Source organism: Caulobacter sp. UNC279MFTsu5.1, assembly GCF_900114015.1.
GTDB lineage: Bacteria > Pseudomonadota > Alphaproteobacteria > Caulobacterales > Caulobacteraceae > Caulobacter.
Genome location: NZ_FORN01000012.1, coordinates 82188 through 103281, shown reverse-complemented (window position 1 = coordinate 103281; position 21094 = coordinate 82188). Strand labels below are relative to the sequence as shown.

Below are 21094 nucleotides of genomic sequence, written 5' to 3'. Positions count from 1 at the left end.
TTGGCGGCGAAAGGAGACCTAAATCCATGTCGCAAGGTCCTTCCGTCGCGGTCCCCGAAAGCCTCGAAGGCGTCGTGGCCGCTCATACCGTGCTCTCCGACGTCGACGGCCTGGCCGGCCGCCTGACCATCCGGGGCTACGCCGTCGAGGACCTGGCCCATCGCGCCGGGTTCGAGGACGTCGCCCACCTGTTGCTGGACGGCTTCTTCGACGCCATGCCGTCGGACCTGGCCCCGGCGCTCGGGGCGGCCCGGGTCCGCGCCTTCGCCGAGATCGCCGCCCTGGACGAGGGCCTGGCCCGGCGCGATCCGGTCGAGGCCGTCCGCGCCCTGATCGCCCGCCTGCCGGACGGCGACGGCCTCGACACGGCCCTGGTGCTGATCGCCGCCCCGGCGGTCTTCACCCCCGCCGTGCTGCGGGTCGCCGCCGGCCAGTCGCCGGTCGCCCCGGACCCGGCCCTGTCGCACGCCGCCGACGTGCTGGCGATGACGCGCGGCGTTCCGGCCACGGACGGCGAGGCCCGGGCGTTGGACGCCTATCTGGTCACGGTCTGCGACCATGGCCTGAACGCCTCGACCTTCGCCGCCCGGGTGGTGGCCTCCACCCGCGCCGGCCTGACCTCGGCGGTGCTGGCCGGGCTCTCGGCCCTGAAGGGCCCGCTGCACGGCGGCGCGCCCGGGCCGGTGATCGAGATGCTGGACGCCATCGGGACGCCCGACAACGCCCAGGCCTGGATCCTGGCGGCCCTGGCGCGGGGCGACCGGCTGATGGGCTTCGGCCACCGCATCTACCGGGTCCGCGATCCACGCGCCGACGCCCTGAAGGCCGCGATCCGCCAGCTGGCCCAATCTCAGACTAATTTGGCCTCGACGACCGTGCCCGGCCGCCTGGCCTTCGCCGAGGCGGTGGAACAGGCCGCCCTGCGGATCCTGCGCGACCACAAGCCCGGCCGGCCGCTGGACACTAATGTCGAATTCTACACCGCCGTGCTGCTGGAGGCCCTGGGCCTGCCGCCGGCCAGCTTCACCTGCGTGTTCGCCATGGGCCGCACGGCCGGCTGGATCGCCCACGCGCGGGAGCAGCTTGCGACGGGCAAGCTGGTGCGGCCGCAATCGGTCTATGTCGGGCCGAGGACCAAGGCGGCGGCCTAGGCTCTCCTCCTCCGCATTGCGGGGGAGGCGGCGCGATGCGAATACGCATCGTGGCGGAGGGGGGGCGTGCGGCGGCCAGGCCCCCTCCGTCCGCTGCGCGGCCACCTCCCCCGTTTCACGGGGGAGGAAGGCGCGAGTCGTTCTCGCTGGGGGCGCATCGCCGCCCTTGCTACACAGACGAAATGTCGACCTCCGCCCCCGCCCTGACCGCCGCCGAGTCCCTGGTGCTGACCCGCCGGGTCACGACCCTGTCGGTCGCCTGCGCGGCCGTGCTGATCGTGATCAAGGGCGCGGCCTGGCTGGCCGGCCATTCGGTGGCCATGCTGGCCTCGCTGGCCGACAGCGGCCTGGACCTGATCGCCTCGCTGATCACCTTCTACGCCGTGCGCTACGCCGCCGAGCCGCCCGACGCCGAACACCGGTTCGGCCACGGCAAGGCCGAGGCGTTCGCCAGCCTGACCCAGGCCGGCCTGGTGTTCGCCTCGGCGGCCCTGATCGGCCAGGAAGCCGTCCGCGCCTTCGCCCGCACCGAGCCGCCCGAACACGGCGCCTTGGGCGTGGGGGTGATGGCCGCCTCGATCGTCCTGACCCTGATGCTGATCCGGGCCCAGACCGAGGTGACCCGGAAGACGCGCTCGGTGGCGGTGTCGGGCGACCGCGCCCACTACGCCGCCGACCTGGCCTCGAACGCCGTGTCGCTGGTCGGCGTCGGCGCGGCCAGCCTGCTGCACCTGGCCTGGGTGGACGCCGCCGCCGGCCTGATCGTGGCGCTGTGGCTGCTGTGGGGCGCGATCGGCGTGTTCCGCGAGGCGTCCCACCAGCTGATGGACCACGAGCTGCCGCTGGAGGATCGCGAGCGGATCATCGCCCTGCTGACCGCCGATCCCAGGGTGCTGGGCGTCCATCAGGTGCGCACGCGCGCCTCGGGGCCCTACATGCACGTCCAGGCCCACATGGACCTGGATCCGACGCTGGTCCTGAGCGTCGCCCACGCTGTGATGGTCGCGGCCGAGAACCGGGTCCTGGAGGCGTTTCCGGCCGCCGACATCCTGCTCCACCCCGATCCGCGCGGCATGGCCGAGCCGCATGGCGGGGCGTTCGGCGAGGCGCCGCCGCGCTGAACGCGCATCGCCGGGCTTGCCGACCGCGTGCGACGGGGCCAAATGGCGCTTCTTCCGACGTTTAGAGCGACCGACCCGATGGACGACACCCTGGCCAAGCTGCCGCGAGCCTTTTCGGGCGCCACCGTGCTGGTGCTGGGCGACGTGATGCTGGACCGCTTCGTCTATGGGGCCGTCGACCGCATCTCGCCCGAGGCGCCGGTTCCGGTGATCGCCGTCGAGCGCGAGACGGTGATGCTGGGCGGGGCCGGCAATGTGGCCCGCAACGTCGCGGCCCTGGGCGGCCGGGCGGTGCTGGTGGGCGTGGTCGGCGACGACGACGCCGGCCGGGTGTTGACGGGCCTGATCGACCGCGAGCCGAGCCTCGACTCGGCCCTGATCATCGACGCCCGTCGCCGCACCACCGAGAAGACCCGCTACATCTCCGGCTCGCACCAGATGCTGCGCGCCGACCGCGAGGACCGGGGCGAGGCCGACGGCCAGGCCCTGCTGGCCGCGTTCAACGCCCACCTGCGCGAGGTCGACGTGGTGGTGCTGTCCGACTACGCCAAGGGCGTGCTGACGCCGCTGGTGCTGCGCGCCGCCATCGCCGCCGCCAACGCCGCCGGCAAGCCGGTGATCGTCGATCCCAAGGATCGCGACCTTTCGCGTTACGACGGCGCGACCTTGATCAAGCCGAACCGCCGCGAGGCCGCCGAGGCCACCGGCGTGACCGGGGCCGGCGACGAGGCCGCCGCCGAGGCCGCCGACGCCATCCTGGCCGCCGCGCCCAACCTGGGCGCCGCCCTGATCACCCGGGGCGGGGCGGGCATGACCCTGGCGGTGCGTGGCGAGGCGAGCGTCCACCTGCCGGCCACGGCCCTGGAGGTGTTCGACGTCTCGGGGGCCGGCGACACCGTGGCCGCGACCCTGGCGCTGGCGCTGGCGAGGGGCGCGAGTCCGCTGGACGCGGCCCGACTGGCCAACCTGGCGGCCGGCCTGGTGGTGGCCAAGCTGGGCACCGACGTGGTCACCGCCGACGAGCTGGTCGGCCTGGCCCATGGCGAGCACGCCGATCCGGTCGCCGACAAGATCGCCGACCTGGACGGCGCGCTGGCCGTCGTCGCCGGCTGGCGGGCGCGGGGCCTGAAGGTGGGCTTCACCAACGGCTGCTTCGACCTGCTGCATCCGGGCCACGTCTCGCTGCTGGCCCAGGCGAAAGCGGCCTGCGACCGGCTGATCGTCGGCCTCAACACCGACGCCTCGGTGCAGCGCCTGAAGGGTCCGACCCGGCCGGTGCAGAAGGAGACCGGCCGGGCCACGGTGCTGGCCTCGCTGTCGGCGGTGGACCTGGTGGTGCTGTTCGACGAGCAGACCCCGCTGAACCTGATCCGGGCCTTCCGCCCCGACGTGCTGGTCAAGGGCGCCGACTATACGGTCGCGACCGTGGTCGGCTCCGACGTCGTGCTGGGCTATGGCGGCAAGGTGGTGCTGGCGCAGCTGAAGGCGGGCCAGAGCACCACCAACCTGATCGGCCGGATGAACGCCAAGGCCTGATCGATCGGCTCGATCGGGCCGGGCGCCGACAAACCTTACGAATTCCCTTAATTCAGCCCCGAAGTCGGACGATGACCGGCGTTCGGCAAGTTCTTGTTAAACAAAACGGCGCATCGATCGAACGATGCAGCCTGAATGCGCGTGGGCATGAGCGTCGAACGAACCCTTCACCACTTCCCCCTGGACCCGGCCTCGCGCCAGGTGCGTCTCGCCCTGGGCGAGAAGCGCCTGCCGTTCGTCGAGGTGCAGGTGCGCTACTGGGAAGGGCCGGAGGAGTTCCTCAAGCTCAACCCGTCGGGCGTGCCGCCGGTGCTGGTCGAGACCCGGCATCAGCGCACCACCGTGGTCGCCGAGACCCGCGCCATCCTCGAGCACATCGAGGAGCAGGAGCCCGAGCCGGCCCTGCTGGGCCGCGAGCCGGGCGAGCGGGCCGAGGCGCGCCGCCTGCTGCAATGGTTCGACCGCAAGTTCGACAACGAGGTCAACGGCTTCCTGCTGCACGAGAAGATGGAGAAGCGCCTGCTGCGGCTGGGCGCGCCGGACCTGTCGTCGCTGCGCCGGGGCCGCGACGCCCTGCGTGCGCACCTGGACTATGTCGAGGGCCTGCTGAACACCCGCGACTGGCTGGCCGGCCGGCGGATGAGCCTGGCCGACTTCGCCGCCGCCGCCCACCTGTCGGTGATCGACTATTTCGGCGACGTGCCGTGGAAGGACTTCCCGACGACCAAGACCTGGTACATGAAGTTGAAGTCCAGGCCCGCCTTCCGACCCATCCTGGCCGATCGCTGGCCGGGCCTGGCGCCGGTCGCGCACTATGACGATCTCGATTTCTGATCATCCCAACGTCGCGCTGAGGGACGAAATCCGCGCAGAGGCCCTGCGGTTGGGCTTCGATGCGTGCGGTTTCGCCAGCGCCTCGGACGCCTGGCCCAACGGCGGCTGGCTGCGCGAGTTCGTGGCCGAAGGCTTCCACGGGGCCATGGGCTGGATGGAGGAGACGCTGGACCGGCGCGCCCACCCCACGGCCATGTGGACCGACGCGAAGACGGCGGTGGTGCTGGGCGTCAATTACGGCCCCGCGCATGACCCGCTGCTGGCGCTTGAGGACGGCTCGCGCGCGGCGATCAGCGTCTACGCCCAGGGCGACGACTATCACGAGGTGATCAAGAAGCGGTTGAAGGCCCTGGCCCGCTGGATGCACGGCCGGTTCGGCGGCGAGGTGAAGGTGTTCGTCGACACCGCGCCGCTGATGGAAAAGCCCCTGGCCCAACGCGCGGGCCTGGGCTGGCAGGGCAAGCACACCAACCTGGTCTCGCGCCAGTTCGGCTCGTGGCTGTTCCTGGGCAGCGTGCTGACCACCCTGGACCTGCCGGCCGACCCGCCCGAGCGCGACCATTGCGGCACGTGCCGCGCGTGTCTCGACATCTGCCCGACGGGGGCCTTCCCGGCGCCGCATCGGTTGGACGCGCGGCGCTGCATCTCGTACCTGACCATAGAGCTGTCGGGGCCGATCCCGGTCGAGTTCCGGCAAGCCCTGGGCAACCGCATCTATGGCTGCGACGACTGCCTGGCCGTTTGTCCGTGGAACAAGTTCGCCAGCCTGTCGGCCGAGATGGCCTTCCACGCCCGCGAGACCCTCAAGGGCCCGTCGCTGGCGGAGTTGGCCGGGTTGGACGACCCGGCCTTTCGAGCCCTGTTCAGCAAGAGCCCCGTCAAGCGCATCGGCCGCGACCGCTTCGTGCGCAACGTGCTCTATGCGATCGGCAACAGCGGCGACGCCGCGCTGATGGCGGCGGTCGAGCCGCGGCTAACCGATCCTTCGCCGGTGGTGCGCGGCGCGGCCGCGTGGGCGGCGTGGCGGCTGGCGCCCAAGCGGCTCGAGAGCCTCGCGGTCGCCAGCGCCGAGGTCGCGCCCGCTATCCTCGATGAGTGGCGCGCGGCCTTGGCCTAGGCCTGGGCGGCCAGGAACCACCTATAGGCGTCGGCGATGCCGTCGCGAAGCGCGATCGAGGGTTCCCATCCCATCCCGCGAAGCTTGTCGGCGCTCATCAGCTTGCGGGGCGTGCCGTCCGGCTTGGACGGATCGGTAACGACGCCGCCCCCAAATCCAACGACATCGCAGACCAGCTGCGCCAGCTCCAGGATCGTGATGTCGTCGCCCGAGCCGACATTGACGTGCTCGGAGCCCGAATAGGCCTTCATCAGGAAGACGCAGGCGTCGGCGCAATCGTCGGCGTTGAGGAACTCGCGTCGAGGCGTGCCGGTGCCCCAGATCGTGATGTTGTCGGCGCCGGCCAGCTTGGCCTCGTGGGCCTTGCGGATCAGGGCGGGCATGACGTGGCTGGAGTTGAGATCGAAGTTGTCGCCCTGGCCATAGAGGTTGGTGGGCATGGCGCTGATGAAGTCGGCGCCATGCTGCTTTCTATAGGCCTGGGCCAGCTTGATGCCGGCGATCTTGGCGATCGCGTACCACTCGTTGGTCGGTTCCAGCGCGCCGGTCAGCAGGCTGTCTTCGCGGATCGGCTGCTGGGCGAACTTGGGATAGATGCATGACGAGCCCAGGAATAGCAGCTTGGCCACGCCGTTGGCGTGGGCGGCCTGGATGATGTTCGTCTCGATCATCAGGTTGTCGTACAGGAAGTCGGCCGGATAGCTGTCGTTGGCCATGATGCCGCCGACCTTAGCCGCGGCCAGGAAGATGGCGTCGGGCTTTTCCCGCGCCATCCAAGCCTCGACCTGATCCTGGCGCTTGAGATCAACGACCTCGCGCCCGGCCGTGATCACCTCGCACCTTTCCGAGACCAGTCGCCGGACGATGGCCGAGCCGACCATGCCGCGATGACCGGCCACCCAGATGCGCTTGCCCTCAAGGGGAAAGATCACCTCATTCGGCATTGCGGCGCTGCTCCCGGGCGACCGTGATCATGTCGGCGGCGACCATCTCGGCGCACAGCTGTTCCCACTTGGTTTCGTGGACCCAGCCGAGCTTTTCTTTCGCCTTGGTCGGATCGCCGATCAGCAGTTCCACCTCCGTAGGGCGGAAATAGCGGGGATCGACCTCAACCAGGACCTTGCCGGTTTCCGTGCAGATTCCCTTTTCCTCGATCCCCTCCCCTGACCAGCGAATCGAGACGCCGGTTTCGAAGAAGGCTTTGGTGACGAAGTCGCGAACGATCGTCGTTTCGCCGGTGGCCAGCACGTAATCGTCGCCTTGTTCCTGCTGCAGCATCAACCACATGCCGCGAACATATTCCCGGGCATGGCCCCAATCGCGCTTGGCGTCCAGGTTGCCGAGATAGAGCTTCTCCTGAAAGCCCTGTTTGATGGCCGCAACCGCGCGGGTGATCTTGCGCGTGACAAAGGTCTCGCCGCGCAGCGGGCTCTCGTGATTGAACAGGATGCCGTTACTGGCGTGGATGCCATAGGCTTCGCGATAGTTCACCACGATCCAGTAGCCGTACAGCTTGGCCGCGGCGTAGGGGCTGCGCGGATAGAACGGGGTCTTCTCGCTCTGGGGCACCTCCTGCACCAGGCCGTACAGTTCCGAGGTCGAGGCCTGGTAGAACTTGGTCTTTTTCTCCAGGCCCAGGATCCGAATGGCCTCCAGCAGGCGCAGCGTGCCTACGGCGTCGGCGTTGCCAGTATATTCCGGGGTCTCGAAGCTGACCGCCACGTGGCTCTGGGCCGCCAGGTTGTAGATCTCGTCCGGCTGGGTCTGCTGCACGATCCGGATCAGGTTCGTGCTGTCGGTCATGTCGCCATAGTGAAGGATGAAGCGCGGATCCTTTTCGTGCGGATCCTGGTAGAGGTGCTCGATCCGTCCGGTGTTGAACGACGACGAGCGCCGCTTCACCCCGTGCACCGTATAGCCCTTCGAAAGCAAGAGCTCCGATAGATAGGCCCCATCCTGGCCGGTCACGCCGGTAATCAACGCGACTTTGCCGTTACTTGCAACGCTCATGCTATCTCCCAAGGCCGCGTCGATGCTTGACGGGTGCCTAATACAATTGCGTCGCTCAAGCGAGCCCCTTGCCACCGACACGTGGTCCTAAAGTGGGCGAGCTAGGCCGAAGAGGGTCGATCTTGTGCGTCCTGGCGCGGTCCGACCCTCGTTGCCAAGAACGGACCCCTCATGCTAGCTGCGGCCCACGTAGGAGATGCTCGACTAATGAGGCAGGCCGTAATTCGACAGCAAGGCGATGAGCAGGGCATCGTCGAAGCTTGGCGTGCAGTTCCCGACCAGCCCGTGAAGCTTGTTTGGGCGTCCTCTTCCGGCGAAGACTACTGTTTGGCCAACCTTCATTCCTTCGAGCAAGGTCAGGTCGATCACCTCAATGAATGGTGTGTGATCTCGCCCGACCCACTTCGCGATGACAGTGTCTTTCATACTGCTCCCGATGGGCCGGCGATCAAGACCTGGCGCGATATTCACCTGGGCGAGGGCTACATCTATCTGCGCTCGGAGATCATGCTGAACTCCGAGACTTGGACACGCCCGGCGACAGTGATCATCACCCTGGTCCAGGGCGAGCGGACCGTTTCGAAGATGTTCGTCGTTGAGCAGCGGCAACCCGCGCACATGGGCTTTTATTCCGACGGCGGGCCGATCTCCGTCCGCGTCGACGTTCTGCGGGCGCCAGATTCGCCCTTCGAGGGATCTTCGGTCAAGATTTTGGCTTTTTGGCCCTATCAGCCCGTGGTCGGCGTGGTCGGCGAGCCGCGTCTTTTCGACCTCAGCACCTCGCGGAGCGTCTCGAGCGCGCTGATCAACTGCAATCAGGGCGGCTTCATGAACCGCATGATCGGCCTGCTGGGCGTCATGCATACGGCCGAGCGCTCTGGTCGTCGCGCATTGGCGTGGTGGGGTCCCAACCAGCACTGCGCGTCGCACCTGTCCGACATCATCGACATCGAGGCCAGCGGCTTCGCGCGAGTCGATGGCGACGATTTTGGCGAACGGGCCGAAACCTTCACATTTTACGCCGAAGACCCGGCTGGCGCGTCGGTCTTGCCGCTCGAGGCGCTTCCCCAGAACGCGAACATCCATTCGATCACGCCGTTCGAGGCCAGCGATGGGATCACGCCCACCCATGCGGAATTGGGTGCGATCTTCCGGCGCTTCGTGCTGCACCCGTCCATCCGGGAAAAGTTGGAGAGGCACCAGGGCACCGATTTCAAGAAGGTTATCGGCCTGCATATCCGCCGGCCCTATCCCAGCGGTGCCTTCGCAGAGCAAGAGCAAGCCAAGTTCAAACTTGGCGAGCAGGTATTTTCGAACCTGATCAGCGACCTGCGCTCATCGATGCCGCAGTTCGAGCATGTGTTGCTGTGCACCAACAGCTTCGAGACGGAAGCTTCGCTCAAGCGTGAGTTTCCAGGCTATGTGATCACCAACGACAAGGATTCGATCGACAACACCAGCGACCACGTCGCGGTTCAGGACGCCGTCGTCGATCAAATCCTGATGTCGCGCTGCGCCTTCATGTTCTCCCAAAGCACCTCGATCTTCGGCATGTTCGCAAGCGCGATCGGCAGGACCAACATGTTCAGCCTGACGCCGCAGAGCGACCTGGACCACTACGAGTTCTGGAAGTTTGAAGAGGGCCGCCATAGCGATACGTTCAGCAGCGACCGGACGTTGTCGCAGCTGATCGCCCGCAACGCGAACCTCTGAGCCCAGATCACGGGAAGCGAGCCTCCCATGCTTTTCGCCTATCTGGTTCAGACGGAAGGGGTTCTGCCGCGCGTCTTTCGTGAGCTTGTGGGGCGGACGAACGTGGACGTCCACCACCTCACCTTCCGCGATCCGCAGCCGGGCGCCATCCATCTTCCGGGCAGCACCTGGACCGAAGGCCGCAACGCCCTGCTGCAAGCGGCGCGAGCCGCGGGCCGGGACTATGACTACTTCATCTTCTGCGATGACGACGTGGTCTTCACTCGCGGTTCGTGGGACGCTCTGGAAGAGGCCTTGACGCGATGGCGGCCCGCGGTCGGCCTTCCGTCTCACCCTCATCCCCATGACCATCGGGAAATCCACGCGGTCTATGACTTCGACGCCATCGTCAACGCGTTCCACCGCGATGTCGTCGAAGACCAGGTTCTTCTGCCCTACATCGCGACCTACGACGCCGCGACTTGGTGGTTGAGCCAGTTCTTCGTCATTCACCTGGCGGGCGCGCTCTATCCTCGGCAGGTTGTCAAATTCCCCGACATCGCCATCGAAAACCCGGAGCATCGCGCTTATCCGCGAATCTCAGCGGAGGCGTTCGGCGCTTATCGCGATATCTACCTGGGACTGTGGCGCGACCGCGATTTTGCCGCGGACGCATTCCGTGTCCATTACGAGACGCGGGACGACCCTCCCTTCGCACCCGTATTCAGCCAAGCCTACACGCTCGCACCGGCCCTCCGCTCCAAGCTCGCGAATCGCTAGGCGAAAGCAGAACCTGGGGCGAGCTGCGCGAATCCCATGTCGCGCGGCCTGCTCTAGAAATCGTAATTTCCTAACTGGATATCTTCAGCGAACAGGTCGCCAACGATGTTTCGCGTCCTGGCCGTGTAGACAGAACGATAGTCCGTCGGAACGTCGGCCGGATTGTAGTGCGGCAAGTCAAAGGGCAGAATGCGGACGGTGTCGGTGATGTGCCTCCAGTCTCTCTGGCAGGTTTCAACGCGGCCGAGAATATCGACGCGACACTGTCCCGCGGCGTCGCGCGGCAGAAAATAGCTGGCGGGTTTGAAGTGAGCGTTTTCCTGGTCCGCCACCGGCGTGGCGTGGCGTTCGGGCAAGCTCTCGATAAGAGCCTCGAACGAATATTGATCGGCGACATGCCGTGAGCCGCCGACATTGCCATAGGCCGACGCCATGCGCGCCCACGGGTTTCTGATAAAGGCGAACTTCACCAGCTTCGGATCCACGAGATCAGCCGGCGTCACGATGCTGCGAGGATACAGAACGTCTCGTTTGGCGCTGTCGGTCAGGATGTTGGCGGCCCACTGCGGGAGGTTGTATTCCCGCATGAACATCGACACCTTGATAGATGTCGAAAGGCATTTGGGCACTTCAATAAAAATCAACCCACTGTTTCGAAACGCCATGCGATAGTTATATATCGACCCAACTTCTTCTCTATTTATCAAGTCGCAAGCGCACGAGGAAACTTTTTCTACGCTACAGGGTGTCGGTTTTTGGGCGCTCTTTACTATTGTTTTTTTGCTATCAGGATCGATGGGCGGCTGATCATTTCTCATTATTGAGTATTCTCACCCTAACTTCCTTCGAAGGACGACGATTCCGTCTTAGTCTAATGCCATCTTGGGTTTATCTCAACGACGCGTTCGGACGATCGATGAGGCCGCCGGGCCGCCGGGGGGAGCGGGTTCCAGGTCCATCTTGGCCGCTTGGCGACGGGACTTCGGCGGATCCTAATCCGCCAAGGGATGGCGGTGTTGGCGTGGACCCGCGCCACGGAACCGCCCGATGTGCTTTAGAACGCTTGATCTGGATATTCAAAGGTATCGAAATCTTGACGATAGATTTGACGCATAAGTTCAAGCGCCCGGGGTGTCAGGAATTTCCGGAGGTCCTTTTCGCCTGTAAAGTGATGATCTATTCGGGCTGAAAATCTGGAAATATCTATACCGATGCCCGCACTGATGTCCGCAAAGGCGCGTTCCAGATCCTCGAAACGACCGACAAGATCATACTGAATATGATCGCAACACAGGTGGTCATGCTGAACGGCGTAGTGTGGGTCGCGCTCGACGGGGTCTTCCAGGGCGATCATTTCCAGGAAGGATTCAAAGCTCACAGGTTCGGGAACGCCGAGACGCGTGGCGACGCGCCCGCCAAGCCCGCCCTGGGGCGGCAGCACCTTGTCGAGATAGGCTGAGATCGCCCGTTCAAAGGGGTCGCGCACGATGCAGAATTTGAACAAGTCTCGGTCAAGCGTTCTCCAGAAATCCTCGACCTGATAGGGCGTGAACAGGGGTGAAAGCGCTCGAGTGTGGACGTTGGAGATTGGTGTGTGACTGAACGCCGGATCGTCACGCTCAACCCTTTGCAGGGTCATCAACAGGGATGACGACGCGACCTTCGGCGTCGACATGTAGAAGTACTTGTTGGCCAGCGAAATGTTCGCGAAGTGAATAAACACTCCCTCGCTGACGCGAGCGGATTGCGCGAAGGGTTCGCCGAATTGGAGCTGTTTCACGATCGGGCCGTAGATTGGAAAGAAAGGGCAAGATTGGTTCGGGCCAAGCCCCGCTTATCGCCGTGATCCGCCGGTGTGATAAGCAGGACCTCCGGAACGGCTAGAGATGCAATGCCCATAATCCAACCTCAACTGGGAAACAGACCACGCATGGCCCGCTCGAATGAGATTGGCAAGCCCGCCAAGGAGGCCAGCCCGCTAATCAGCGTACTGATCGTCGCCTATCAGAGCGGGCCCACCCTGGCGCGCTGTCTAGCGGGTCTTGAGGCGCAGACCTTCCGGGATTTCGAGATCATTCTGATCGATAATGCGTCGGTCGACGGGGCCCCCCAGAAGGCGGCGGCCAATAGCGCGGTTCAATTGATCGAGCCGGGCGGCAATCTAGGTTTCGCGGCGGGCAATAATCTGGCGGCCCGACACGCCCGCGGACGTTGGCTGGCGTTGCTCAATCCCGACGCCTATCCCGATCCGCGTTGGCTGGAGATGCTGGTCGCCGCCGCCGCGCGTCATGCCGATGTGTCCTGCTTTGCGTCATTGCAGATGGTGGCCGACGAGCCGGGCCTGATGGACGGCGCTGGCGACGTCATGACCTCGGCGGGAATTCCCTTCCGCGGCGGCTACCGTCGCCGTCTGCCCAAGGACATGCTCGAGGGAGAGGTGTTTTCGGCCTGCGGGGCGGCGACCCTGATCGACCGCCGGATATTTCTTCGTCTGGGCGGCTTCGACGACCGGTTCTTCTGCTACTGCGAGGACGTCGATCTGGGCTATCGCATGCGGCTGGCTGGCGAGCGCACGCTGCTGATCCCGGAGGCTCGCGTGGAGCACGTCGGCTCGGCGAGTACGGGGGTGCGCTCGGACTTCGCGCTCTTTCATGGTTCGCGAAACCGCATCTGGACGTTCCTGAAGAACACGCCGCCGTTGATGTTATGGCTGACCCTGCCGCTTCATGTGGCGGTGACCGCCGGGTTGCTTTTGCTCCATCTACGTCGCGGCGACGCCAAGGCGGTGATCCGAGGAATCCGGGCGGCGTTTGCGCGCGACGATCTAAGCTCGATCCTGGAGTCACGACGCGCGATCCAGGCCGATCGCAAAGCAGGGTCGGCCAGCATCCTGCGGATAATGGCCCTTGATCCGGTGGCGTTCCTTGGCCGACGAGTGGTTATCCGCCGATGGAAAGGTCTTCAATCAGCCGGCGCATGAAAGCTGCGCCGCGTTCCATCTGGGCGACTTCGACAAACTCGTCTGGCTGGTGGGCTTGGTCGATAGAGCCTGGACCGCAGATGACGGTGGAGAAGCCCGCGCGCTGGAACTGGCCAGCCTCGGCGGCGTAGGGAACGACACGAGGCGGGCCATTGTCGCCGGCGATGCGCCGGGCGAAGGCCTCGGCCGCGCCGTTCTCTTCGGGTGCGAAGGGCGGGGTCATGGAGCGGGTCTCGACCACCACTCCGCCCTCGGGGGCCCTGGCCTTGATCTCGGAGTCCAGGGCTTGGGCCAAGGCGAAAAAATCGGCCAGGAGCGCTTGGGCGTCCAGGCCGGACGGTGTGCGCAGGTCGAAGACAAACACGCATTCCCGAGCCAGTATGTTGACCGCCGTGCCGCCGGTCACTTGGCCGATGGTCAGGGTCGCGCCCTTGGGGATGAACGGCGAGGTGGGATCGGCCTCTCGCTCCAACTGCTCCGCTAGGTTGACCAAGTGGCTCATGAGCTTGACGGCGACCATATTGGCCGAGACTCCCAGGTGGGTCAGGCTGGAATGAGCTTCGCGGCCGGTGACGGTGACGCGGAAGCTGGCGATACCCTTGTGACCGTGCACGGCGACCATGTTGGTGGGTTCACCCACCACGACCAGCGCCGGGCAAGGCAGCTCGTTGGCGATCACCGCGATCATGTCCGGCGCGCCCAGGCAACCGATCTCCTCGTCATAGGAGAAGGCCAGGTGGACGGGGCGGCCGAGGGGGGCCTTGACCAGGTCGGGGACGGCGGCCAGGGCCAGGGCGAGGAAGCCCTTCATGTCGCAGGTTCCCCGGCCGTAGAGCCGGCCGTCGCGCGTGGCCAGGACGAACGGATCGCTTGTCCAGGGTTGGCCGTCGACCGGCACCACGTCGGTATGGCCCGACAGCACGACGCCGCCTGGGGTCGCCGGACCGATGCTGGCCAGCAGGTTGCTCTTGGTTCCGTCGTGGTTGGGAACCCGTCGCGACGCGATACCAAACTTGGCGAGATAGGTTTCGACCCATTCGATCAAGGCCAGGTTGGATCGTCGCGAGGTGGTGTCGAACGCCACCAGTCGACCCAGCAGATCGACCGCGCGGAGCGCGAGCGCTTCAGAAGATAACATGGCGCCAGCTTAGCGCGGCATTGACGGTTCGCCTACCGCGATCGGCGAGCCTGCGATGGAGACCGCCGACGGCTCGATATGGGAGGCTCGCCCGTCCTATTCGTCGCCGCGCTCGCAATACAACGTGATCGAGGGACCTGGCGAGGGCGTGGCGTATTCAGCGCCCACGGTCACCTTATAACCCAGGATCTCGAGCGCCGAGAGCAGGCCGTCTCGTGTCAGCCAGCGACTGCTTTCCTCCATGCCGCCCGCGAAGTCGGGCCGGTCGAGGGCCTCCTCGTAATATTGCGGCCAGAGATCGAACTCCCGGCCGTGAAAGCTGACGCGCTCCGGCTCGGGCGCGAAATGCCGAGCCAGGTGGCCGCCCGAGTTCATCAGCTCACCATCATAGAAGTGCGTCCAGATTCCCAGCCGCGGCGCCCGCGCCGCCATGGCGCTCAGCAGTCGAAGCGGATCGGTCATGTGATAGATCACACCGGAACAGAGCAGAAAATCGAAGGAATGGTCATTCCCTTCGAGATAGGCCACCCCATCGCCCAGTAGAAAGTCGGCGTTGAATTTCAGGGTTTCCTTGACCACGAGGCACTTCAGATAGGCGCGGGCGTTGTTCTCGATGGCGAGGATGTTCGAGGCCCCGTCTCGCGCCATCATGAAGGTATGGGCGCCTTCGAGCGGGCCCATTTCCAGGATCGACTTGCCCTTGAAACCGCCGCATTGCTGCCCCAGCCAGCGAATGCGATGGTCTTCGAACAGGTCGGCGTGGCCATGTCGATAGCCAGGGATCTTCGAGATCCACTGGCCGTCGAAAAGGTCAAGAGCATTCTCCGGATCTGCACGACGCTGTTCGAAAAGCGCCAATGTTTCGATCTTGGCCATCAACTCTTCCTATAAGTCAAAAAGGGACAGTTACGATGCGGACGCCTTGGTGGCGGGCCTGGCTGGCGGCGTTCGCGCCTTCGAGGGCAGGACGTCGATCAGCTCGATGCGGAAGATCATCACGCTGTTGCCCGGGATCGGGCCCTTGTCCTCGGCGCCGTAGCCCAGTTCCGGCGGCACATAGAGCGTCCACTCGTCGCCCGGCCGCATCATGACCAGGGCCTCCTTCCAGGCCGGCACCAGGCCCTGCAACGGGAACGAGGCCGGCACGCCGCGCTCGTAGGAGCTGTCGAACACCGTGCCGTCGACCAGCTTGCCTTCGTAATTGACCTTGACCTCGTCGGTGGGCGCCGGCTTCGCGCCGCCGGCCGGACCCGAGCGCACGACCTTGTACTGCAGGCCGTCGGCCAGGGTGACGACGCCGGGCTGCTTGGCGTTCTGGGCCAGGAAGGTCTGGGCGGCGGCCAGGCTTTCCTGCTGCTTCTTGCTGGGGCCACAGGCGGACAGGGCCAGGGCCGCGCCGAGGACGGCGGCGAGGAGGAGCTTGGGGGCGAGGGCGAAACCGAGGGGGCGGACCATGGGGCGACGGGCTCCGGCGACTATTCGTCCGTGCTAGCCCAATTCGCGCGTGGCCGCGCGGCGATTTTCAGCAGTCTTGGGTTTGAGCTGGGTTTGACGCGGACGGTCACAGAACAGTGGTGGCGCCGGATCGCGGCGCGCCCTAGAAACCGTCCCCACCAGTGACCGCTCACGAGGCCTTCATGAAACCCGTCCGCAAAGCCGTCCTTCCCGTCGCGGGCTTCGGCACCCGGGTCCTGCCCGGCACCAAGACGACCCCGAAGGAACTGCTGAACGTCGTCGACAGGCCGATCCTGTCGTACATCGTCGAGGAAGGCCGCGCCGCGGGCATCGAGCACTTCGTCTTCGTGACGGGGCGCAACAAGGGCGCGATCGAGGACTATTTCGACCACCAGGTCGAGCTGGAAGCCGCCCTGGCCGCCAAGGGCAAGACCGCTCTGCTCGAAGAGCTGCTGGGCGAGCTGCCCAAGCCTGGCGAGATGAGCTTCGTGCGGCAGATGGCCCCGCTGGGCCTGGGCCACGCGGTGTGGTGCGCCCGCGACATCGTCGGCGACGAGCCGTTCGCCGTGATGCTGCCCGACATGGTGATGTCGGCCAGCAAGCCGGCCCTGGCCCAGGCCATCGAAGCCTACGACCAGAAGGGCGGCAACATCGTCGTCGTCGAGCCCGCGCCCGAGGGCATGGCCCACCAGTACGGCATCGTGGCCCTGGACGGCCAGGACGGCCGCCTGAACCGCATGACCGGCATGGTCGAGAAGCCGCCGAAGGGTACGGAGCCCTCGAACCTATTCATCTCGGGCCGCTACATCCTGCAGCCGGAAATCTTCGACCTGCTGGAAAAGCAGGGCAAGGGCGCGGGCGGCGAGATCCAGCTGACCGACTCGATGCTGACCCTGCTGGAGAGCCAGGACTTCCACGCCCTGGAATACGAGGGCGAGACCTATGACTGCGGCGACAAGATCGGTCTGCTGCGCGCCAACGTAGCCCTGGCGCTGAAGCGCCCCGACCTGGCCGACGCGGCCCGGGCGATGATCAAGGGGCTGCTGTAGGTCGAGGGGCCGGGCGAGCCCGGTCCCTGAGTCCGATCACGACAGCAGATAGTCCGACGACGCCAGCGACCAGTTCGACGACACCGTGCCGTCGATCAGCGCGTTGACGGCGAAGCTGTCGCCGGTCGATTGCCAGACCGTGAACGTGCCGCCGTCGTGGCGCCACATCAGGTCGGCCTTGCCGTCGCCGTTGAAGTCGCCGGTGCTTTCCAGCGTCCAGTCGACGCCGACGCCGCCGTTCACATAGACGTTCTTGTCGAAGCCATGGCCGGTCGAGCGCCATTCGCTGACGACGCCGGTCTCGTGGCGCCAGATCAGATCGTCCTTGCCGTCGCCGTTGAAGTCGCCGATGGCCGCCACGCTCCAGTCGGCCGAGACCGAATCGTCGACCAACGTGTTGGCCGCGAAGCCGGTCCCGGTCGACTGCCAGAGGGTGAAGACGCCGGCGGGGTTGCGCCAGATCAGATCGTCCTTGCCGTCGCCGTTGAAATCGCCGGCGCTCTGGAGCGCCCAGGACGCGTCGACGCCGCCGTTCACATAGACGTTCCGCGTGAAGTCGCCCGGGCTCGTGGGTTTGGACGTCCATTCGCTGAACGTGCCGCTTACGTGCCGCCAGATCAGATCCGCCTTGCCGTCGCCGTTGAAATCCCCTGTCGCGGCCAGGCCCCAGTCGTTCGTCACCGAGGCGTCGGCCAACAATCTCTGGAAGCCCACGCCGCCCGAGATCCAGACGCTGAAGGCGCCGTCGGCGTCGCGCCACAACAGATCCGACTTGCCGTCGCCGGTGAAATCGGCGGCGGCCGCGAGGCGCTGGTCGATATCGATCGTGCTGGTCACATACTGGTTGGGCGTCATGGCGAGGCCGCCATGGTTCAACGCCGAACGCCAGGTCGTGAATAATCCGCCCGCCTCGCGCCAGGCCAGGTCGCTGCGTCCATCGCCGTCGAAATCGGCGTTGAACGGTGCGACGATCTGCGCCTTGGGCGAATCGGCCAGCATCAACAGGATCGAACCGGACCCGCCGTCCGCCGCGATCAGGGAGCCGTGCGGGTTGTTGGCCAGGACCAGGGTGGCGCCGGTCGAGAAGGTGAGCACCGCGCCGTGCCGGTCGAAGCTGAAATGGGCGGGGTCGACGTTCGTGATCTTGAGAACGTCTCCGCGCTCGAAGTCGAGGATCGCGTCGCCGGCCAGATCGGCCAGCGCGCCCTCGAACAGGTCGGCGCCCGCGCCGCCTTCGAGCAGGTCGCTCCCCTGGCCGCCGATCAGGATGTCGCCGCCGGCGCCCCCGTGAAGATGGTCGGCGCCGGTTTCCCCCAGCAACCTGTCGGCCCCAGTCCCGCCGTAGAGCAAGTCGCTCGACCGTCCGCCGAACAGGAAGTCGTCGCCCGCATCGCCGTTCAGGGTGTCGTTCCCGTCGCCGCCCTCGAGTCGGTCGCCGCCGTCGCCGCCGCTGAAGGTGACGCTGTTAAGGTAGCCGGTCAGCAGGTCGGCGGCGTCGCCGCCCGCGAAGGAGCCCCCGGTCGGGAAGAACTTCACGAGGCCGCCATACATTCCGTTCGGCCCGAGGCCGCCGAGGTTGAACGGGTTGAGGCTGGCGAGCTGGATATTGTCCAGGACGATCGTGGTGTTCCAGCTCGTCCCGCCATTGGTGGCGAGCTTGATCACCGTGTCGGCGCCGGACTGGACGATGGAGATGTAGCCGCCGGCGACGAGGTCGCTCTGGCCGTTCCAGCCCGTGAAGTCGACATAGCTCTGCATGTCCAACCGATCGCCCGCCGATCCGGCCTGGAAATCGGTGATGTGAATGATGTGCGTGCCCGCCGTGACCTGGGTGTCCTTGGGCATGTAGGCCTGGACGACGTCGCGGCCCTCGCCCAGGGTGACCGTCCAGGCGCCCGAACGGGTGATGAACACCCGGTCCGCGCCAGCGCCGGCGTCGACCGTGGTTGTGGCCGCCCCGTGGATCGAAATCACGTCGTCGCCCGCTCCGCCGAGGGCGACGGCCGTCGCGCCGGTGTCGTTCCGGGTCTGATAATAGAGGCGATCATTGCCAGAGCCGCCGTCGATATAGGCTTCGCGTCCAGCGGGACCGTTCGTCGTGCTGTTGGCCGTCACCTGCAGGATATCGTCGCCAGCGCCGCCAAGAAGGCGATCGGCGCCGCCGTAGTCGTCCTGGAGCCAGTCGTTCCCATCGCCGCCGTCCAGCTTGTCGTCGCCCATGCCGGCCGAAAGGTTGTCGTCACCGGCGCCGCCGTACATCCAGTCGTCGCCGTAGCCGTCGTGCAGCACGTCGTCGCCGGCCGAGCCCTGCACGACGAGGTTGGGGGGCGCTGAGCCATCGGGCGCGACGCCGCCGAAGTTCTCGGCGGTGAAGCTGGTCGCAACGGTGTTCTTGAACACCATCCAGTCGGTCCAGGTTCCGGCCTGGCCGAAGTTGTGCTTGTCGATCTGAAGGATGGTGTCGGCGCCGACCTGGACCAGACGGAAATAGCCGCCGGCCTGGAAGGGATTGCCGTGACCGTTCCACCCGTTGACCCACTGGTCGAGCGTGTAGCGGAAGTCCACGACGTCGCCGCTGGCGCCGGGCGTGAAGTCGGTCACGACGACGGGCTTCTGGAGCTGGAAGGCTTCGATCTTATCCCGCCCACCGCCCAGGGTGAGGGTGATCTCGGTCGGGGCGGCGTTGTAGGGCAGTTGGATGGCGACGTAGTCGTCGCCCTCGCCCGTGTCGATCATCTGAACGTCGCCGTTCGAGACCCACACCCAAACCTGGTCGTCGCCGCCGAACGTCTGGACGGTCTGGGTGGTCTCTGTCGTATTGATCGTATCGGGACCAGACGTTCCAGTAACATTCTCGGGCATGCCACACTCCAGCTTGGGTTGTGCGGGATAAGGCCCTGTTCCCAGGAAGATGTCCATGAAATCTCCACCGCAAACCCGTGAAGATTGTTCCGAGCCGCCCACCAGCGCCGTTCCAGCGCCGACGGGCGGCAGGACGGCGCGTTACACCGCGCGCGGCGGGTAGCCCTTCTCGCGCAGGGCGTTCATGACGTCTTGGGTATGCTGGGCGTCGCGCGTCTCGATGGTGATGTCGAACTCCGCGCCCTTCGCCGGCACGTCCAGGGCCAGGCGGTTGTGGTTCACCTCGATGATGTTGGCGCCCATCGTGCCGATGACATTGGCCACGGTGGACAGCAGGCCTGGGCGGTCGTCGCCGACGATGCGCAGGGACACCAGGCGCTGGGCGCGGACAAGCTCGCGGGTCAGGACCGAGGCCAGCAGGCGGGTGTCGATGTTGCCCCCGCACAGGATCAGGCCGCACTTCTTGCCGCGGAACCGTTCGGGATAGGCCAGCAGGGCCGCCAGGGAGGCCGCGCCGGCGCCCTCGGCGATGGTCTTCTCGACATTGCAGTACAGGGCCACGGCCTGCTCGATGTGCGGCTCTTCCAGCAGCAGCACGTCGTCGATCAGCGGCCGGGCGACGCCGTAGGTCAACTCGCCGACCTGTTTGACCGCCACGCCCTCGGCGATGGTCTGGCCGCCGCAATGGGCGGCGACGCCGCGCATCTTGGCGGTGAAGGAGGGATACATGGCCGGCTCGCAGCCGATGATGTGGATGTCCGGCTTGACGGCCTTGGCCGCGGTGGCCACGCCGCTGATCAGCCCGCCGCCGCCGATCGGCACCGGCAGGACCTCCAGGTCGGGCGCATCCTCCAGCATCTCCAGGGCGATCGTGCCCTGGCCGGCCATGATGTCGTAGTCGTCGAACGGGTGGACGAAGGTCAGGTCCTGTTCGGCCTGTAGCTTGCGGGCATAGGCGGAGGCGTCATCATAGGTTTCGCCTTCGATCACCACATTGGCCCCGAAGTCGCGGGTGTGCTGGACCTTCACGAACGGCGTGGTCTTGGGCATGACGATAGTCACCGGCACGCCGAGGCGCGCGCCGTGATAGGCCAGACCCTGGGCGTGGTTGCCGGCGCTGGCGGCGATGACGCCCTTGGCCTTCTCGGAGTTCGACAGCAGCATCAGCTTGTTGAGCGCGCCGCGCTCCTTGTAAGCGGCGGTGAACTGCAGGTTCTCGAACTTCACCCAGACTTCGGCGCCCGTGATCTTGGATAGGGTACGGGAGTAGCGGCACGGTGTCCGTTCGATCTGGCCGGCCAAGCGGGCGGCAGCGGCGCGGATGGCGGTGATGTCGAGTGTCATTGAAGCAGCCTTGAAGCGCACGACG

The 21094-nt window shown here is 66.0% G+C and carries 18 protein-coding genes; 9 read left to right on the top strand and 9 right to left on the bottom strand.

Annotation, left to right across the window (positions count from 1 at the left end; translation table 11 throughout):
* Positions 1–26: 26 nt before the first annotated feature.
* The 5 genes from BM066_RS09360 to queG all read left to right on the top strand — a co-directional run bounded on the left by BM066_RS09360 (position 27) and on the right by queG (position 5759).
* A complete protein-coding gene (locus tag BM066_RS09360) occupies positions 27–1151 on the top strand; it encodes a citrate synthase/methylcitrate synthase (RefSeq protein WP_018113137.1) in 1125 nt (374 codons plus the stop codon).
* A 182-nt stretch (positions 1152–1333) separates the two neighbouring features.
* Positions 1334–2272: a cation diffusion facilitator family transporter gene (locus tag BM066_RS09355; protein ID WP_018113138.1), complete on the top strand. Its 939-nt coding sequence runs from the start codon at positions 1334–1336 to the stop codon at positions 2270–2272.
* A 78-nt stretch (positions 2273–2350) separates the two neighbouring features.
* Positions 2351–3808, top strand: coding sequence for a D-glycero-beta-D-manno-heptose-7-phosphate kinase (gene rfaE1 / locus BM066_RS09350; protein ID WP_018061331.1), 1458 nt, complete (start codon positions 2351–2353; stop codon positions 3806–3808).
* 147 nt (positions 3809–3955) lie between these two features.
* A complete protein-coding gene (locus tag BM066_RS09345; protein ID WP_018061332.1) occupies positions 3956–4642 on the top strand; it encodes an FtsZ-binding protein FzlA in 687 nt (228 codons plus the stop codon).
* Entirely contained in the window at positions 4623–5759 is a 1137-nt protein-coding gene (queG, locus tag BM066_RS09340) for a tRNA epoxyqueuosine(34) reductase QueG (protein ID WP_018061333.1), read from the top strand. Before BM066_RS09345 ends, queG begins: the two co-directional genes overlap by 20 nt.
* Here the strand turns inward: queG and BM066_RS09335 are convergent.
* Both BM066_RS09335 and gmd read right to left on the bottom strand, forming a co-directional pair.
* Complete coding sequence (locus BM066_RS09335; protein WP_018061334.1) at positions 5756–6703, bottom strand: GDP-L-fucose synthase; 948 nt, start codon at positions 6701–6703, stop codon at positions 5756–5758. The two genes, queG and BM066_RS09335, sit on opposite strands and share 4 nt — an antisense overlap.
* The gene (gene gmd, locus BM066_RS09330; protein ID WP_018113140.1) at positions 6693–7769 is read right to left on the bottom strand and encodes a GDP-mannose 4,6-dehydratase; all 1077 of its coding nucleotides are present in this window, start codon (positions 7767–7769) and stop codon (positions 6693–6695) included. The genes BM066_RS09335 and gmd overlap by 11 nt, the downstream gene beginning before the upstream one ends.
* Before the next feature lie 207 nt (positions 7770–7976).
* Between gmd and BM066_RS09325 the strand changes: the two genes are divergently transcribed.
* Together BM066_RS09325 and BM066_RS09320 are read left to right on the top strand one after the other, a co-directional pair.
* Positions 7977–9482 carry an O-fucosyltransferase family protein gene (locus BM066_RS09325; RefSeq protein ID WP_143093699.1) on the top strand — a complete coding sequence of 502 codons (1506 nt, stop codon included), beginning with the start codon at positions 7977–7979 and terminating at the stop codon, positions 9480–9482.
* Positions 9483–9509: 27 nt separating this feature from the next.
* Positions 9510–10241, top strand: a complete 732-nt coding sequence (locus BM066_RS09320; protein WP_018062378.1) for a glycosyltransferase family protein — start codon at positions 9510–9512, stop codon at positions 10239–10241.
* Between the two features lie 53 nt (positions 10242–10294).
* Here BM066_RS09320 and BM066_RS09315 read toward each other — a convergent pair whose 3' ends face one another.
* The gene (locus BM066_RS09315) at positions 10295–10906 is read right to left on the bottom strand and encodes a sulfotransferase family 2 domain-containing protein (protein WP_255367533.1); all 612 of its coding nucleotides are present in this window, start codon (positions 10904–10906) and stop codon (positions 10295–10297) included.
* A 389-nt stretch (positions 10907–11295) separates the two neighbouring features.
* Entirely contained in the window at positions 11296–12021 is a 726-nt protein-coding gene (locus BM066_RS09310) for a sulfotransferase family 2 domain-containing protein (protein WP_018062380.1), read from the bottom strand.
* A gap of 150 nt (positions 12022–12171) precedes the next feature.
* On the opposite strand from BM066_RS09310, the gene BM066_RS09305 reads away from it, so the two are divergent.
* Positions 12172–13221 carry a glycosyltransferase family 2 protein gene (locus tag BM066_RS09305; protein WP_018062381.1) on the top strand — a complete coding sequence of 350 codons (1050 nt, stop codon included), beginning with the start codon at positions 12172–12174 and terminating at the stop codon, positions 13219–13221.
* Here the strand turns inward: BM066_RS09305 and argE are convergent.
* The 3 genes from argE to BM066_RS09290 form a co-directional block, all read right to left on the bottom strand.
* Positions 13181–14359, bottom strand: a complete 1179-nt coding sequence (gene argE, locus BM066_RS09300; RefSeq protein WP_026176605.1) for an acetylornithine deacetylase — start codon at positions 14357–14359, stop codon at positions 13181–13183. The two genes, BM066_RS09305 and argE, sit on opposite strands and share 41 nt — an antisense overlap.
* A 96-nt stretch (positions 14360–14455) precedes the next feature.
* Positions 14456–15235: a class I SAM-dependent methyltransferase gene (locus tag BM066_RS09295; protein WP_018062383.1), complete on the bottom strand. Its 780-nt coding sequence runs from the start codon at positions 15233–15235 to the stop codon at positions 14456–14458.
* Positions 15236–15265: 30 nt separating this feature from the next.
* Entirely contained in the window at positions 15266–15814 is a 549-nt protein-coding gene (locus tag BM066_RS09290; protein WP_018062384.1) for an FKBP-type peptidyl-prolyl cis-trans isomerase, read from the bottom strand.
* 182 nt (positions 15815–15996) lie between these two features.
* Between BM066_RS09290 and BM066_RS09285 the strand changes: the two genes are divergently transcribed.
* A complete protein-coding gene (locus BM066_RS09285; RefSeq protein WP_026176606.1) occupies positions 15997–16863 on the top strand; it encodes a UTP--glucose-1-phosphate uridylyltransferase in 867 nt (288 codons plus the stop codon).
* Between the two features lie 36 nt (positions 16864–16899).
* Here BM066_RS09285 and BM066_RS09280 read toward each other — a convergent pair whose 3' ends face one another.
* Entirely contained in the window at positions 16900–19725 is a 2826-nt protein-coding gene (locus BM066_RS09280; protein WP_018062386.1) for an FG-GAP-like repeat-containing protein, read from the bottom strand.
* A 141-nt stretch (positions 19726–19866) separates the two neighbouring features.
* Entirely contained in the window at positions 19867–21069 is a 1203-nt protein-coding gene (locus BM066_RS09275; protein WP_018062387.1) for a threonine ammonia-lyase, read from the bottom strand.
* Positions 21070–21094: the final 25 nt, after the last annotated feature.